The sequence below is a fragment of the Paraburkholderia piptadeniae genome, from assembly GCF_900007165.1.
GTDB classification, from domain to species: domain Bacteria; phylum Pseudomonadota; class Gammaproteobacteria; order Burkholderiales; family Burkholderiaceae; genus Paraburkholderia; species Paraburkholderia piptadeniae.
This window is the reverse complement of the sequence record NZ_CYGY02000096.1, coordinates 73996-87741: the sequence shown is the minus strand read 5'-3', so window position 1 is coordinate 87741 and position 13746 is coordinate 73996. Positions and strand designations below refer to the sequence as shown.

Here is a 13746-nt window from a genome sequence, read left to right as displayed (position 1 = left end):
CCGTCTCCTGCGGATTAAGATTGAGTTAGATCGGTCGAGGCACGCACGCGCCGGACGGGAATGGAAGGATCGAAGCACCGACGGTGACGCAGTCGCAGCCTTCGGAGATTCCTCGTTGCCGCCCGCATCCGTGATCCACTCCATCTCAGCATCATTGCTAGCGGCCCCATCTTGGCTGCAAATCCATGCAGGCTCGATTGGCGCGCACGCCGGCATCACCGCACGCCCGACGGGACACTTTTGTGCCTTCAAGACAAATGGTATGGATGCCGTGCCGGCAAAAAAAGAGATTTATATTTATTCAAAGATGCACAATTTTCATGTATCGGGTCACGGCGGGACATCGACGCCTGTAAACCAGCCAATATAGGCATCTTCGAGCCGCAATCGCGACCATCAACCGGGCGTAGAGTCAGCCCAACTTGCCTGATTATGTGCAATAATTTGTTCTATATGAATATTAGATGCAAACATTTCATCTATCGAGCACCATATGTCTTTAAACGCCTACGAAGTATTTGTGGCAATTGCTGAACGCGGCAGCTTTGCCGCAGCGGCGTATCAGTTGAGCCTGTCGCCGTCAGCGGTGAGTCACGCACTGGCTTCTTTCGAGCAGGAACTGGGGTTCGCGCTCTTTATGAGGAACCGCAGTGGCGTGCGGCTAACGGCCGGAGGAGAGGCACTGCTACCAACGGTGAGGGAAGTGCTGCAATGCAATGACAAGTTAAAACAACAGGCCTCGAAACTGTTGGGACTGGAATCGGGAACCGTACGCATCGGCGCGTTCAGCAGTGTGAGTGTCATGTGGCTGCCGAATATCATTAGAACGTTCACCGAGCTCTACCCGAACATTCAGGTGGTGATTGAGCAAGGCGGATATGACGACGTCGCCGAATGGATCCTCAAAAGCCAGGTCGATCTGGGCTTCATTACCCTGCCTGCTGCGCCAGGACTTGACGTCACTCCGTTGTACGCGGACCCGCTGCTATGCATTACGCCACCCGGTTTCGAGCCGAGAAGCAAAGCGTATATGACGGTCGCCGAACTGGCCGAACATAATGTCGTCCTGCAGGGCGAAGACTACGGCAAGGAAACCCAACAACTATTGATGTCCCATAAGATTTCGGTCAAATCGAGCGCACGAGCAATCGACGATGCCGCCATTATCGCGATTGTCGAGAGCGGGCTCGGCGTCAGTGTCATGCCCAGACTGGCAATGCTCAACTACCGTAGCTCTGTTCAAGCCTTTCCGTTCTATCCAGCGGAAAGCCGGGCAATCGTCCTGGCGTCGCTCAGTCAGGAAGGCCTAGCCCCGGCCGCAAAAGCGATGCATAAACACATCGCGGATTCAATTGCCGCCTGGACAAAGCGCGAGGGCGGCGATCAGAGCTAGGTGGCACCATGCGAATCGTGCTTGGTCGGCGTCGCGGGGTATTCACGCCATCAATACGGTAGGCCGTGTCGGCAACCAAGGTCGTCCGATGGTGACCCTTGGTCAGCTTACTTTGGCAGAATTGCACCAGAGCTTTGGCGTCGCGCCCGTCATCTGCTTAAAAACGCGAGTGAAATGGCTCTGGCTTGCGAAGCCACAGGCCTCCGCGATTTGGGCGAGAGTCATGCTGTCCCTCTTTAGAAGCTCCATAGCCTTTTCGGCACGTCGCGTCATCAACCAGCGATGCGGCGTTTCCCCGACCTCTTCCGTGAATGCTCTGGAAAAGTGTCGGACACTAAGGTCGACAACTTCAGACAGTGCGACAATGTCGATCTCTTCGTGCAAGTTTGCGTCGACATAATCGAAGATACGCTTCAATTTCCACGTCGGCAGAGCAACATACTTCATGGGGCCCGCCACGGCGCCAGCTCTCTGCAGCAGTTGGGCCACCAGTGTCGTCAGTGCCCCGTCAACAAGTAGCCGATCGGTAACATGTCCGCCTGTTGTACCGTCCCATAGCCGCGTCATCAGATGTGTGAGTAGAGCGTCTTCCCACGTCGACTCCGACAACGGCTGAAATGCCTCAGTCAGCCGATCAGGCGCGGCACCGCCCAGAATCCGACGCACCGTGACAGTCGGGATGGTTAGAAGAAGCAAGCGTCTCGCGCCCTTTACCCTCCATCTACTGACATTATCCGGAGGTAACACGAGCATGCGGCCGGGGACTGCGCCATCCCGTCGCCAGCCGTTGCCCATGTCCCACTCCCAGCTGTTATCTGGCTCGGCCGACAGTGGAAGAGCTATGACGGTTTCAGGAACACAAGGATCCATGAAGTCGTGGTCCGTCGTCTGCTCGATGGTGACCATGTGAAAAGGCAGGCGTCCCGGAGAAGCGCGGTGTTCTTGTGGAAACATTGCGTACGGAGACTTCCTGCAGAAGTCGGCGTATCTCGACCAGTTGTCTCCGTGGTCCATAATGCACCTTCCCATGTAACACCTAACACCACCCCGACAGGCAGGCTAGCTGCACCCTTGTCTACGAGTACACCGCCGACCAGATGCCGCCGAAAATTCTGAAAAATGGATGACCTTTTGAACCTGACTCCATCTCAGTGCCCGGCTAACCCAAGTCTTCCGCGGGCGATTTCTTCCGCATGATAGCGCCGACTGACCGTCGAAAATCTGCGTTTGACACCATTCATGCGCAGATTTTCTGCGTTCGCGACCGGAAGCCCGTCAAGAATTCAAGCTTAGCAGCCAGATTGTTGGAGAACCTCTCTTCCCCAATGCCACACGCGCGTATTTGCGAGATCGTGAGTACAATCCAGTAGCTTCTGTGCATCATAAATCGCATGGCTGGCAAGTAGTGCCCCACCGAGCCAGACTCGAGCCCTCCTACACGGCCACGCAGTGGCCCATCGCCCCGCTACCTCGCTACGAACGGTCCATCAAGCTTTGCATGTGACGAATTCAGGCTGGGACATTGCACAAACCGGCCTTCCTTTGCTCCTCTATGCCATCCCGAACGTCAAGCAGCCGAAAAGGTTTTTGGCGCGTTGACGCTGTCCGTTCCGATCGTCTAACTTCGAGTCCGCTGAACAGCACAGCGACCGCTGAACACGACATCGAATGTCGCTCTCGAGCCTAACGAGGGTTCGAAAATTAGCACGTGGTTGGCAATTCGCAAGGTTCAGACGTAACTCAATGCCGCTCAAAATCTCACCAGATGCAGTGCTCGCTTCGCATTCCTATATGAAAAGCAGTTCGACTATCTGACCAATAACGAACGTTACAAAACTGTTTGGAGATTCGCCAAGTGAAGAAAATTGCCCTCCCCTCGGTATCACTCTGCCTCGCAGCACTCGCATCACCCGTACACGCTCAAAGCACGGTTACGCTCTACGGCGTTATCGATACGGGCCTCACGTACGTGCACAACTCTGGAGGACAGTCTACCCAGCTCGCACTTGGCGGCGGCGCCTTGTCCGGGTCCCGTTGGGGCCTTAAAGGAAGTGAAGACCTGGGCAACGGGCTGAAGGCTGTCTTCCGACTTGAGAACGGCTTTAATCCGACGACGGGAGCGCTTGGGCAAGGGAGTCGAATGTTCGGACGGCAAGCGTACGTTGGCCTTAGCGACGACAAATTCGGCACTTTGACGCTCGGTCGTCAATATGATCCAATCGTCGATCAGGTCCAACCCCTCACCGGCGATAACTACTTCGGTGCCATCATCGCGACGCCGGGGGACTTCGACAACTACGACAACAGCATTCGCATCAACAATTCCGTGAAATGGGTCAGCCCATCGTGGAGTGGCCTGACGGTTGAAGCCCTCTATTCGTTCGGCGGCGTTGCCGGCTCGGTCGGGTCGGGGCAAACGTACAGCGCTTCGGTCGCATACAATACGGGTGCGTTTGGTATCGCTGCCGGTTACATGCACCTCGACTACGGCAACACTGGTCTCGTCAAGCGTCCTACCAGCTCAGCCGACTCGCTGTTTAATAGCTCTGTGAACAGCGCCTACGCTTCTGCACGCTCCGTCAACAGCACTCGAGTGGCGGGGCAATACGTTCTCGGCAGCGTAACTCTAGGCGCCGGGTACAGCTTCACCCAGTACAATCCGGACGCGGCTTCAGCTTTCTTGACGGCCGAAAAGTACCAAAACGCTTCCGTGTTTGGTGTCTGGCAAGTCGCACCGACCTTTTTGCTTGGTGCCGGATATAACTACACGAAAACCAGCGGTGATTCGTCGGCGAAATATCATATGTTCACCGTCGGCGCCGATTACAACCTGAGCAAGCGCACTGACGTCTATGCGGTCGCAGGTTACACACACGCTTCGGGCCAGAATGGTCTCGGTGAAGCCCAGGCCGTCGTTGGCTCATACGACATCGATTCTGGAAAAACGTCGCAAGCAATCACAGTCGTAGGGTTGCGCCACCGTTTCTGACCGGTTCGACTCACAGAATCTCCTGCCCGCATGGGGTGGTTGGCACACGCGGCTTTCATACCCGCTGCGTGTGCCCTTTTTCATTACTTGCTTCCGCCGACCACCCGGTTCGTTGTGCTCGCCACGCCGCCGAAACCCAGCGTCCAGTAAAGAATGGCGGCCCTCAAGCTTCTAAAGACGCGAAGCCGGATTGCCGAACTTCGTATCTCCGACGCCAGATAGCCAGATAGAATGTTCCACAACCGCGCAAGAGGGTCCGCGCGATATCGCTTACGCAACGATCCCCATCTCCCGCCCCTCTTCAGGTTGTACGTGTAACCCTCGCCTTTCGACTAGATCCAATGACCGTCCCCTTACTCACCATCGAACGCTTAACATCCGATGCATTTTTACCCTATGGATGGGTACTGGGAGAGCCCCCCGGAGAACAAAGCGATGTACCGTACTTTGAAAGTAGTGCTTTGAAGCGCTGGCACGCCCATCTGTTCGAAACGGGGACGCCAAACGAAGTGGAAATCCTGTGGACCCGCATCGGCGACGATAACCCATTCGTTCGAACGCTGGAGACACGTCTGCTTACGCAAGAAGTTGTGGTGCCCCTGACAGCCCCACTGATTCAAATCGTCGCCGCTCCGTTGACGTCCCGACTTCCGGATATGCGCTCCCTTAGGGCATATGAGATTCCAGTCGGCCTGGGAACTTGTATCCGCCCAGGCTGTTGGCAAGCGACACGCGTGCTCGCAGGCAGGACAACAGCACTCATGCTTTCAAGACGCTCCACAACCTTCGACCGTGTTGTCCATCTTCACACAGGAGCGCCGACGGCTGAAAGCTCAGAAATGCCCATCTGGCCACACAAGATTGCTACGCGTTCTCCTGCCGCCGAGGCTGAAGACGATCGCGCAGCAGCTTCCGTTTATGCGCTGATGTCGGCGTGGTAGGAGCGATGACTGGACAGGATCGCTCTAACGCCCGGGTGCAGCAACCGAAGGATCTGATTCGTCAATCAGGAGGTGGTCAACCAGGCGTTGGACTGATAGTGACAGCGGCTCATCCTTGACGCAGACGAACATTTGCCGCACAGCCCAGTCGTCCGAAAGGGGGATCAAGGTTAGGTTCAATCCCTGCCCAAAAGTTTGGGCCGCGATCTGAGGAAGTATGCCGACCCCCATCCCGGCTTCGATCATCCTGCAAATGGCCTCAAAGCTTTTGACCTGGACACGTAACCGCAGTGCTTTACCTTCAATCGTTGCAGCTTCCTCGAGTAGAGTCAGCATGGCCGTGTTGCTTTCCAGGACGACAAGATCGTCGTCAAGAAGATCCGCCAGACGCAGATCCTTTGCTTTTGTATCGCGTGACCCAGGAAAGACCGCCACAAGCCGATCGACCTTGTATGGATAGCATCGTAGCCCGTCGACTGCGTGTCGTCCCGGAAACGCAACCCCCACGTCGACCGCCCCTTCGTGGAGGTCACGCATGATCTCAATACTTAGTCGCTCCTGAACTTCCACCTTGATCTCGGGACACTTCTTCGCGAATGAAGCAAGTCCGTATGGAAGATATTGACTTAGTGCTGACGTATTGGCGTGAATGCGCACAATGCCGCGTAGCCCCTTTGCATAGTCCGACAGGTCGGTCTTCAGGCGATCGGCTTCCCGCAGCATCAGGCGAGCATGAAACGCGAGTGCCTCTCCGGCCGGCGTTGGTTCGGTTCCGCGAGGTGTGCGCACAAGCAATTTGACGGAAAACTGCTGCTCTAACAATGCAATGCGTCTGCTTGCAGCGGATAAAGCGATGTGCGATTGCTCCGCCGCCTTGGAAAGGCTGCCGCTGTCAATCGTTCGAAGAAACAGGGAGAGGGAGACCAAATCCGGCAACATGTAGTTGAGTCCAAGTGAAGTCGTCGCACGGAACCGTGCTGAAGCGATGCGGCTTTCTGGCTTCTCACACTGGAGAGCGGCCTAGCCTAATACGCAAACTGAGGCGTCTATTCTATTCGCTTCCGGGAGTACAGCAGTCGCTTCATTACTGGCCACATTCGCAACGCGTCTACCAGCTTCCCGTAGTCGCGACCAACCAATGCGAACACACTTCTCTCACTCGCACTTCGCGCAGTCTATCAGGACATTCAACTAAATAAATCTCCAATTTCGTTGTTTAAAACTGCGCAGTTGACGATACGATAGCAGCATCAACCAGATAGCTTGATTCTTGCAGTAATTAACAATCCTTATAGTAATTTGACGGTGGAGTGAGTCGATATGCGAGTAGTCGTACTTGGGAGCGGCGTCGTTGGGGTAACGAGTGCGTACTATCTCGCGCGCGCCGGGCATGAAGTCGTCGTTATAGATCGCGAGAAAGGGCCCGCTCTTGAGACCAGCTTTGCTAATGCCGGTCAGATTTCTCCGGGCTATGCGGCGCCATGGGCTGCACCCGGTATTCCACTGAAAGCGATGAAGTGGATGTTTCAGAAGCACGCCCCGCTGGCGATCCGCCCTGACGACGACAACAAGCAGTTCCAGCTTCAGTGGATGTGGCAGATGCTGCAGAACTGCAATGCGGAACGATATGCGATCAACAAGAACCGAATGGTGCGGCTCGCTGAATATAGTCGCGACTGCCTGAAAGCATTGCGGGCAAGCACCGGCATTCAGTACGAAGGACGTACAGGTGGGTTGACCCAGCTATTCCGCACGCAGCAGCAACTCGATGGCGCAGCCAAAGATATCGCGGTGCTGAAGGAAGCCAATGTGCCATACGAACTGCTGACGGGATCGGAAGTAGCACGCGCCGAGCCTGCGCTCGCCGCGACCTCACACAAGCTGACAGGTGGATTGCGTCTTCCCGGCGACGAGACAGGTGACTGCCAGCTGTTTACAACTCGTCTCGCAAGCCTGGCGGAAGCGGAAGGTGTCAGTTTCCGATACAACACGCAGGTAGACGGACTTGTGGTCGAGGGTGGCAAGGTCATGGGCGTGCGGCACGGGGCGAAACTCGTACACGCCGATGCATATGTCGTTGCGTTCGGCTCCTATTCCACGAACTTTCTCTCCGGCATCGTCAAGATACCCGTCTATCCGCTCAAGGGATATTCAATCACCGCACCCATCCTCGACAAAGCGTGCGCGCCTGTCTCAACGGTACTGGACGAGACGTACAAAATCGCGATCACGCGTTTTGACGACCGCATCCGCGTCGGAGGAATGGCAGAGATCGTCGGGTTTGACAAGCGTCTGCGCGAAGCACGTCGCGACACACTCGAGATGTGCGTAAACGACCTATTCCCAGGCGGTGGCGACACGGCAAACGCCTCGTTCTGGACGGGCCTCCGACCCATGACCCCAGACGGCACCCCGATCGTCGGCAATACTGCGCTGCCGAATCTTTACCTCAACACCGGACATGGGACACTCGGATGGACAATGTCCTGTGGTTCTGCGCAACTACTTGCGGACCTGATCTCCGGCAACAAACCGACAATCCGTTACGACGACCTGAATGTCTTCCGGTACATGGACGAAAAGCCGGTCCCCGCCGGCTTCCAGTTCAGCTGAGCGCCGTTGTCGACATCGCGAATCACCGAATGCCGGCAGAGCAACACATTCACATCTCGACCGAAGTACAACGGAACGCAATTCTCATTGCAGGTTGCGTCCCGCAAATGAGGAAGTTATGCCGCGCCCGATCACCGCATATATACACCCTGAAGCTGTCAGACATAATCTCCAGATTGCCCGGCAGAAAGCATCCGGATCGCGTGTCTGGGCGGTCGTCAAGGCGAATGCCTATGGACACGGCATCGAACGCATCTATCCAGCCCTTGATGCAGCAGATGGCATCGCACTTCTCGATCTCGACGAAGCAGTACGCGTTCGCGAACTGGGCTGGGAGAAGCCGATTCTCCTCTTGGAGGGTATTTTCAAGCAGAATGATGTAAAGACGGCTGAAGTATTTGGCTTGACTGTGGCAGTACACTGCGACGAGCAACTTGAACTCATCGCGGCAGCCAATCCAGCCCGTTGCATCGACATTAACCTGAAGATGAACTCAGGCATGAATCGCCTCGGATACACACCCCAAGAATTTGGCAGAGCGTGGCAGCGCGCGCGCACATCCGACGGAGTCGGTGCTATCACGCTGATGAGTCACTTTGCGAACGCCGACGAGGGCGAAGTCGACTGGCAGATGGATCGCTTCGACGCGGCAACGAAAGACATCCCAGGCGATCGTAGTCTGTCAAACTCCGCCGGTGTGCTGTGGCACAAGCGAGCACATCGCGAGTGGGTCAGGCCTGGGATCGTTCTTTATGGCGGATCACCCTCAGGCCGTGCGTGTGACATCGCGGAGGTTCCGTTGCGCGCCTCCATGACATTGTCCAGTGAAATTATCGGTATTCAGACAATGCAAGCCAATGATACGGTTGGCTATGCACGAACATTCACGGCCGACCGTGAAATGCGCATCGGTGTCGTCGCGTGCGGATATGCCGACGGATATCCTCGACACGCGCCAACCGGTACACCCATCGCTGTGGACGGAATATTGACACGCACAGTTGGCAGAGTATCGATGGATATGCTAACCATCGACCTCACCCCGTGTCCGTCCGCGACCATCGGTTCTAAAGTCGAGCTTTGGGGTGAACGAGTGAAGATTGACGACGTAGCTTCGTCCGCCGGCACGATCGGCTATGAACTTATGTGCGCGTTGGCCCCTCGTGTCCCGGTGTCCGTCGACAGCCAGGACCTGCGATTCCTGTAGGAGGCGTGCGTGTCCTGGCGGCAGCGGGCGGCACAAGAGTTCGGAACACGATCAAATGGGCGATAGACATAACGTGTCGTAAATTGAGCCTCTGTCATCACGCAACTTTTCCTTTCACCTCGACATGGCATTACGCGTTCGAAGCATCCCGCAAAGGGGGCATGGCACGCTTTCCACTGCTGCCCTTATTGATTTATCGCTTCGCAATCACCTTTGCCTCAGTACATTGCGGACCGAGCATGGCGCCGCATTCCATCTGGGAACAATCGTTCGCACGATGTTTGCATCGTTTTTTCTGTTCGACGCCGGCTACGGTGACGAGAATGTGTTGATATATTCTGAAGTGGATCTCATGTTGAGTGAGCTTGCAACGTCCGCGAAGCTTGACGCTCACTACAGTTTGGGAGCACATGCGGAGGAGCCTACCGCTCGACTGCTCGCGGTCTACGATAATCAACTTCAGACGGCCCCGCTCGTTGAATTGGTCGCGGCACATCAGCGTGCCGAACGCAACTTCCATGCTTCTCCGGAAGAGCGACTATCTATCCCAACACTAATTCAACGATCCAAACGAAGAAGAACGGAGATGCGTCGCATGCAGTCGACAATCATCTCGTAGTTTCACGAACCCTTTTTCGTCCTTCAGCAGTTGTCTCCTCTCTGCGGTCCACGAGAGTTTAGGGGCGTCGCGATTACCCATCGCTTCGCCCCTCTTTTTTAAGAATACTCGTGATCACGAAAGCGAGATCTTGCAGTGAAGATCTCTTTCGTTGCGGGCCATATATTAGTTGAGCACCTTGATCGTCTGCGGTCGACTCTTTTTCACCTTCCGCCAGCGATACATGACGGCCAACCCACCGAACCACGCGGGCATTACACTAAGTGCCTCCGCGGTATCGGGCTCAAGCGCGAGAAGATAGATCATGAACGCAAAGAAGCCGAGACAAGCCCAAGCCATCAAACGACCACCCGGCATCTTGAAGGCGGACTCACGGTGGAGTTGTGGATCTCGGCTCCGATAACGCAGATAGGCAACCAGAATCATGCCCCATACAAAGATGTAGAGAATTGCGGAAACTGTCGTTAAGACCGTAAAAGCGCCCATAACCTCAGGCATGAAATGAATCACGGATAATCCGGCAAGCATGCAGGCGCAAGAAAAGAGTAGCCCACGAACCGGAACCGACGAGCGCGAGAGTTTCATAAAGTATTTTGACCCGTGCTGGCCGGCTGCTAGTCCGAAAAGCATCCGACTGGTGGCGAAGACACCACTGTTCGCAGCAGACATAGCCGACGAGATGACGACTAGGTTGATGACTCCCGCTGCCGCCGGGAATCCTGCCAGTAAGAACAGCTGCACAAACGGGCTTTTGTTTGCGGCGATCGCCGGCCACGAGGATACAGAGATAATGCACGCCAGCGAAAGTACGTAGAAAAATATCACTCGGAGGGGAACAGCATTGATCGCACGTGGAAGCGTGCGGCCGGGATCACGCGTTTCGGCTGCAGTAGTGCCAATTAGCTCGATACCACCGAAGGAGAAAATAGCGATCTGAAAACCTGCGAAAAAACCCGACGCACCGAATGGAAAGACAACTCCTGGATCAACGACGTGGGTCAGCGACGCACGAACGCCGGTAGGAGCAACATAGCCGCTCCCGACCATCACAACACCCGCCACGATTAGCGCAGTGATAGCAAGCACCTTGATGAGGGCAAACCAGAACTCAAGTTCGCCGAACAGTTGGACAGCCACTAGGTTTAGGGTAAGAAGCGTAGCGAGTACGACCAGTGCTGGAAGCCACAACGGTAGATCCGGAAACCAGAAGCGCAGATAGCCGCCGATCACCGTACAGTCTGCAATGGCTACGACAACCCAAGTCATCCAGTATGACCAACCGATAAAATACCCGGCCCACGGCCCGATGTAATGGCTGCAAAAGTCAGAAAAGGATTTGAACTGCAGGTTGGAGAGCAGAATCTCTCCCATCGCCCGCATTGTAAAGAAAAGGAAGAAGCCAATAACCATGTACGTGAGCAAGATTGACGTCCCAGATACACTGATCGTCTTTCCTGCCCCCATGAATAGCCCTGTTCCAATTGCCCCGCCAATGGACATTAATTGAATATGTCGATTTCCGAGGCCGCGGTGCAACGCGCCATGCTCACTTTTCATATGCCGTCTCCGGATAATTATTTTGCAGATGGGCGAGCGCGCTCGGCCGAAGAGTGCACAGCGCGTGCAGCCTTATCGCGCGTCCGCCAAATTTCATCGCCGGTTGGCGTGTGAATGAGCTCACCGAGCTCTGTCGACTGAGAAGCCTGGTTTGCGTAGCGAATCTCTCCGCACGCGGCAGAACTGCTAGCCAGTCATCGTTCCATCAACGACCGCAGTTGCTCTATTTCGTCGCGGCGATGTTCGCTGAGCCCGTGAAATGTGCCTCGAATGGGTGCCAGGATCATCGCGGCGATCTTTCAAATTGAGGAAGGGTTGCTTGCCCTATGAACGCACGCCTAGAATCAGGTCCGCGCCCTTCTCCGCTATCATCAACGTTGCAGCGTAGGTGTTCCCAGATGTAATCGACGGCATGATCGAAGCGTCGATTACGCGGAGGTGTTCAAGCCCATGTACGCACAGCGTATCGTCGACGACTGCCATCGGATCGGATTTCGGGCCCATACGGGCAGTTCCGACCAGGTGATAGCCTGTCGATCCGTTGTGCTTGCAGAACTCCAACATCTGCTCGTCGGTGCTTACGTTAATTCCCGGGACAGTTTCTTCGACGAGATATTTCGAGAGCGTTGAAGAATGAAGGAGTCCGCGAATGATCTTCATCCCCGCGACCATCACCTCCTGATCCACAGTGTGCTGAAGATAGTTGGGTTGAATGACCGGGTCCTCAAATACATTGGTCGATCGAGCGTGCACGTAGCCACGGCTCAAGGGGCGGTGCTGCCACCATCCGCCAGTGACCCCGGGGTAATCGTCCAGTACATAGTGTTTGCCTTCCTTATAGCTACCGGGAACGAATACACACTGCAAATCGGGCGTCTCTACGTTCGCCGCTGACTTACAAAAGAGATGAGCCTGGGAAGGCGTCAAGGTCAGCACGCTGGGCTTCTTCGCCAGCCAGCGCATCACTTGCCAGCCCAATCGTATCCCGCGCGCCATTTCGTTCAGGGTCGTGGTACCCGGCCGGGCGCGCATGACTAATCGCGCAGAATAGTGGTCGCTCAAGTTTGCGCCAACGCCCGGCAGGTCATGAACGATGGGAACGCCCAGCTCCGACAGTAGCGCAGCCGGCCCCACTCCTGAGATCTGCAGCAGGCGCGCCGTGTTTGCCGTGCCCGCCGATATGATCACCTCGCGGCGTGCCTTTACGACTGTTTCTTCCTCACCCTGACGCCGAATGAACGCGACGCCGACAGCACGCTTACCTTCGAACAGGATGCGCTTTGCACGCACGCCCGAAAGCAGTTCAACGTTGCCGCGCTTCAGTGCCGGCGCCAGGAATGCTACGGCTGCGCTCACACGGTAGCCGTTCTCGATCGTGCGCTGGAAATAGCCGACGCCTTCCTGATCACCCGAGTTGTAATCCGGGTTGCGCTTGTGACCGGCCGCAACGGCCGCCTCTATGAACGTTTCCGAGATAGGATGAAACCAATCCATGGGCGTCACGGGAATCGGCCCCGACCGACCGCGAGTTGTACCATTCGTCCCATTGCCGGTATAGCGCTCGAATCGGTTGAAGTAGCGCAATACGTCGTTGTAGCCCCACCCCCGGTTGCCCAGCGATTCCCAGTGGTCAAAGTCTTCGGGCTGGCCGCGTACGATCATCATGCCGTTAATCGAACTTGACCCGCCGATGACGCGCCCTTGCGTGGTGGAGATCTTCCGGCCGCCGCTGCCTTCCGACGGCTCCGTTTTGAATTGCCAAGTAATTTCCGGTTGTGTCAACGTCTTGACGAAACCTGAAGGAATTCGAACGTACGGCCGCAGATCACTTCGTCCGGCCTCGAGCACGCAAACCCTGACCTGCGGATCCTCTGCGAGCCGAGCCGCCAGGATTGATCCGGCTGACCCGCCGCCGACGATCACATAATCGTAGGTTTGGGCATTTGCACTGATTGCGTTCACTCTCTCTCCTATCCGTTCCGCCATTAGCGCCGCGTTCCCGCGCGCTGCGTTGCACTTTCGCTTGCAGGAGGACTTCGCCACCTCGCGAAGAAATCTTACGGGCGCTCCATCATGGGAAAAAGAGATTTAAATTTATCTATAGATGCAAAAGTTGCATCTAAGCCGTCGGTAGATACTAACCCTAATCTCGGCCTCTATCGAGCGACGCAGATACAGCACGGGATGCCGCGCAACTCAATGCTCGCGACAGCGGCGACTATTTTCAGTACGATCAAGGCCGCCTCATCATTACATGCAAATTTTTCACTCCGGAACTCGCCCGGTCGGCCTGCACTGGTAGTGGGCAGGATCACGCGAGACGCGGGCACGAAGCCGGCTCAGCCGTGCCTACTCGGTCCGTAAGGCCAAATGAAGTCGGGAAGACAATGGGCGTAGCGCTCGGCGCGCGCCGTTCGGTGGGTGAAT

The 13746-nt window shown here is 55.9% G+C and carries 10 protein-coding genes; 6 read left to right on the top strand and 4 right to left on the bottom strand.

Going from position 1 to position 13746, the window contains the following annotated elements; translation table 11 throughout:
• Positions 1–493 precede the first annotated feature (493 nt).
• Entirely contained in the window at positions 494–1393 is a 900-nt protein-coding gene (locus BN2476_RS39085; RefSeq protein ID WP_087739528.1) for a LysR family transcriptional regulator, read from the top strand.
• 102 nt (positions 1394–1495) lie between these two features.
• On the opposite strand, the gene BN2476_RS39080 is transcribed toward BN2476_RS39085, so the two are convergent.
• Positions 1496–2347 (bottom strand): helix-turn-helix transcriptional regulator, encoded by an 852-nt coding sequence (locus BN2476_RS39080; RefSeq protein WP_160111834.1) that lies wholly within the window; start codon positions 2345–2347, stop codon positions 1496–1498.
• A gap of 901 nt (positions 2348–3248) precedes the next feature.
• Between BN2476_RS39080 and BN2476_RS39075 the strand changes: the two genes are divergently transcribed.
• Both BN2476_RS39075 and BN2476_RS39070 read left to right on the top strand, forming a co-directional pair.
• Complete coding sequence (locus BN2476_RS39075; RefSeq protein WP_087739564.1) at positions 3249–4382, top strand: porin; 1134 nt, start codon at positions 3249–3251, stop codon at positions 4380–4382.
• Positions 4383–4723: 341 nt separating this feature from the next.
• Entirely contained in the window at positions 4724–5323 is a 600-nt protein-coding gene (locus BN2476_RS39070; RefSeq protein ID WP_175607943.1) for an ureidoglycolate hydrolase, read from the top strand.
• Positions 5324–5347: 24 nt separating this feature from the next.
• Here BN2476_RS39070 and BN2476_RS39065 read toward each other — a convergent pair whose 3' ends face one another.
• Positions 5348–6262: a LysR family transcriptional regulator gene (locus BN2476_RS39065; RefSeq protein ID WP_087739526.1), complete on the bottom strand. Its 915-nt coding sequence runs from the start codon at positions 6260–6262 to the stop codon at positions 5348–5350.
• Between the two features lie 381 nt (positions 6263–6643).
• On the opposite strand from BN2476_RS39065, the gene BN2476_RS39060 reads away from it, so the two are divergent.
• From BN2476_RS39060 to BN2476_RS46010, 3 genes are all read left to right on the top strand, one after another.
• Positions 6644–7936 carry a D-amino acid dehydrogenase gene (locus BN2476_RS39060; RefSeq protein WP_087739525.1) on the top strand — a complete coding sequence of 431 codons (1293 nt, stop codon included), beginning with the start codon at positions 6644–6646 and terminating at the stop codon, positions 7934–7936.
• Between the two features lie 118 nt (positions 7937–8054).
• A complete protein-coding gene (gene alr / locus BN2476_RS39055; protein ID WP_087739524.1) occupies positions 8055–9143 on the top strand; it encodes an alanine racemase in 1089 nt (362 codons plus the stop codon).
• Positions 9144–9267: 124 nt separating this feature from the next.
• Entirely contained in the window at positions 9268–9762 is a 495-nt protein-coding gene (locus BN2476_RS46010) for a hypothetical protein (protein WP_143811150.1), read from the top strand.
• Between the two features lie 165 nt (positions 9763–9927).
• On the opposite strand, the gene BN2476_RS39045 is transcribed toward BN2476_RS46010, so the two are convergent.
• Entirely contained in the window at positions 9928–11319 is a 1392-nt protein-coding gene (locus BN2476_RS39045; protein ID WP_087739522.1) for an amino acid permease, read from the bottom strand.
• Positions 11320–11643: 324 nt separating this feature from the next.
• A complete protein-coding gene (locus BN2476_RS39040) occupies positions 11644–13281 on the bottom strand; it encodes a GMC family oxidoreductase (protein ID WP_087739563.1) in 1638 nt (545 codons plus the stop codon).
• Positions 13282–13746 lie beyond the last annotated feature (465 nt).

Coding starts and splice junctions, on each gene's coding strand:
- BN2476_RS39085 (WP_087739528.1), top strand. CDS start 494: ATGTCTTTAAACGCCTACGAAGTATTTGTGGCAATTGCTGAACGCGGC.
- BN2476_RS39080 (WP_160111834.1), bottom strand. CDS start 2,347: ATGTTTCCACAAGAACACCGCGCTTCTCCGGGACGCCTGCCTTTTCAC.
- BN2476_RS39070 (WP_175607943.1), top strand. CDS start 4,724: ATGACCGTCCCCTTACTCACCATCGAACGCTTAACATCCGATGCATTT.
- BN2476_RS39065 (WP_087739526.1), bottom strand. CDS start 6,262: ATGTTGCCGGATTTGGTCTCCCTCTCCCTGTTTCTTCGAACGATTGAC.
- BN2476_RS39060 (WP_087739525.1), top strand. CDS start 6,644: ATGCGAGTAGTCGTACTTGGGAGCGGCGTCGTTGGGGTAACGAGTGCG.
- alr (WP_087739524.1), top strand. CDS start 8,055: ATGCCGCGCCCGATCACCGCATATATACACCCTGAAGCTGTCAGACAT.
- BN2476_RS46010 (WP_143811150.1), top strand. CDS start 9,268: ATGGCATTACGCGTTCGAAGCATCCCGCAAAGGGGGCATGGCACGCTT.
- BN2476_RS39045 (WP_087739522.1), bottom strand. CDS start 11,319: ATGAAAAGTGAGCATGGCGCGTTGCACCGCGGCCTCGGAAATCGACAT.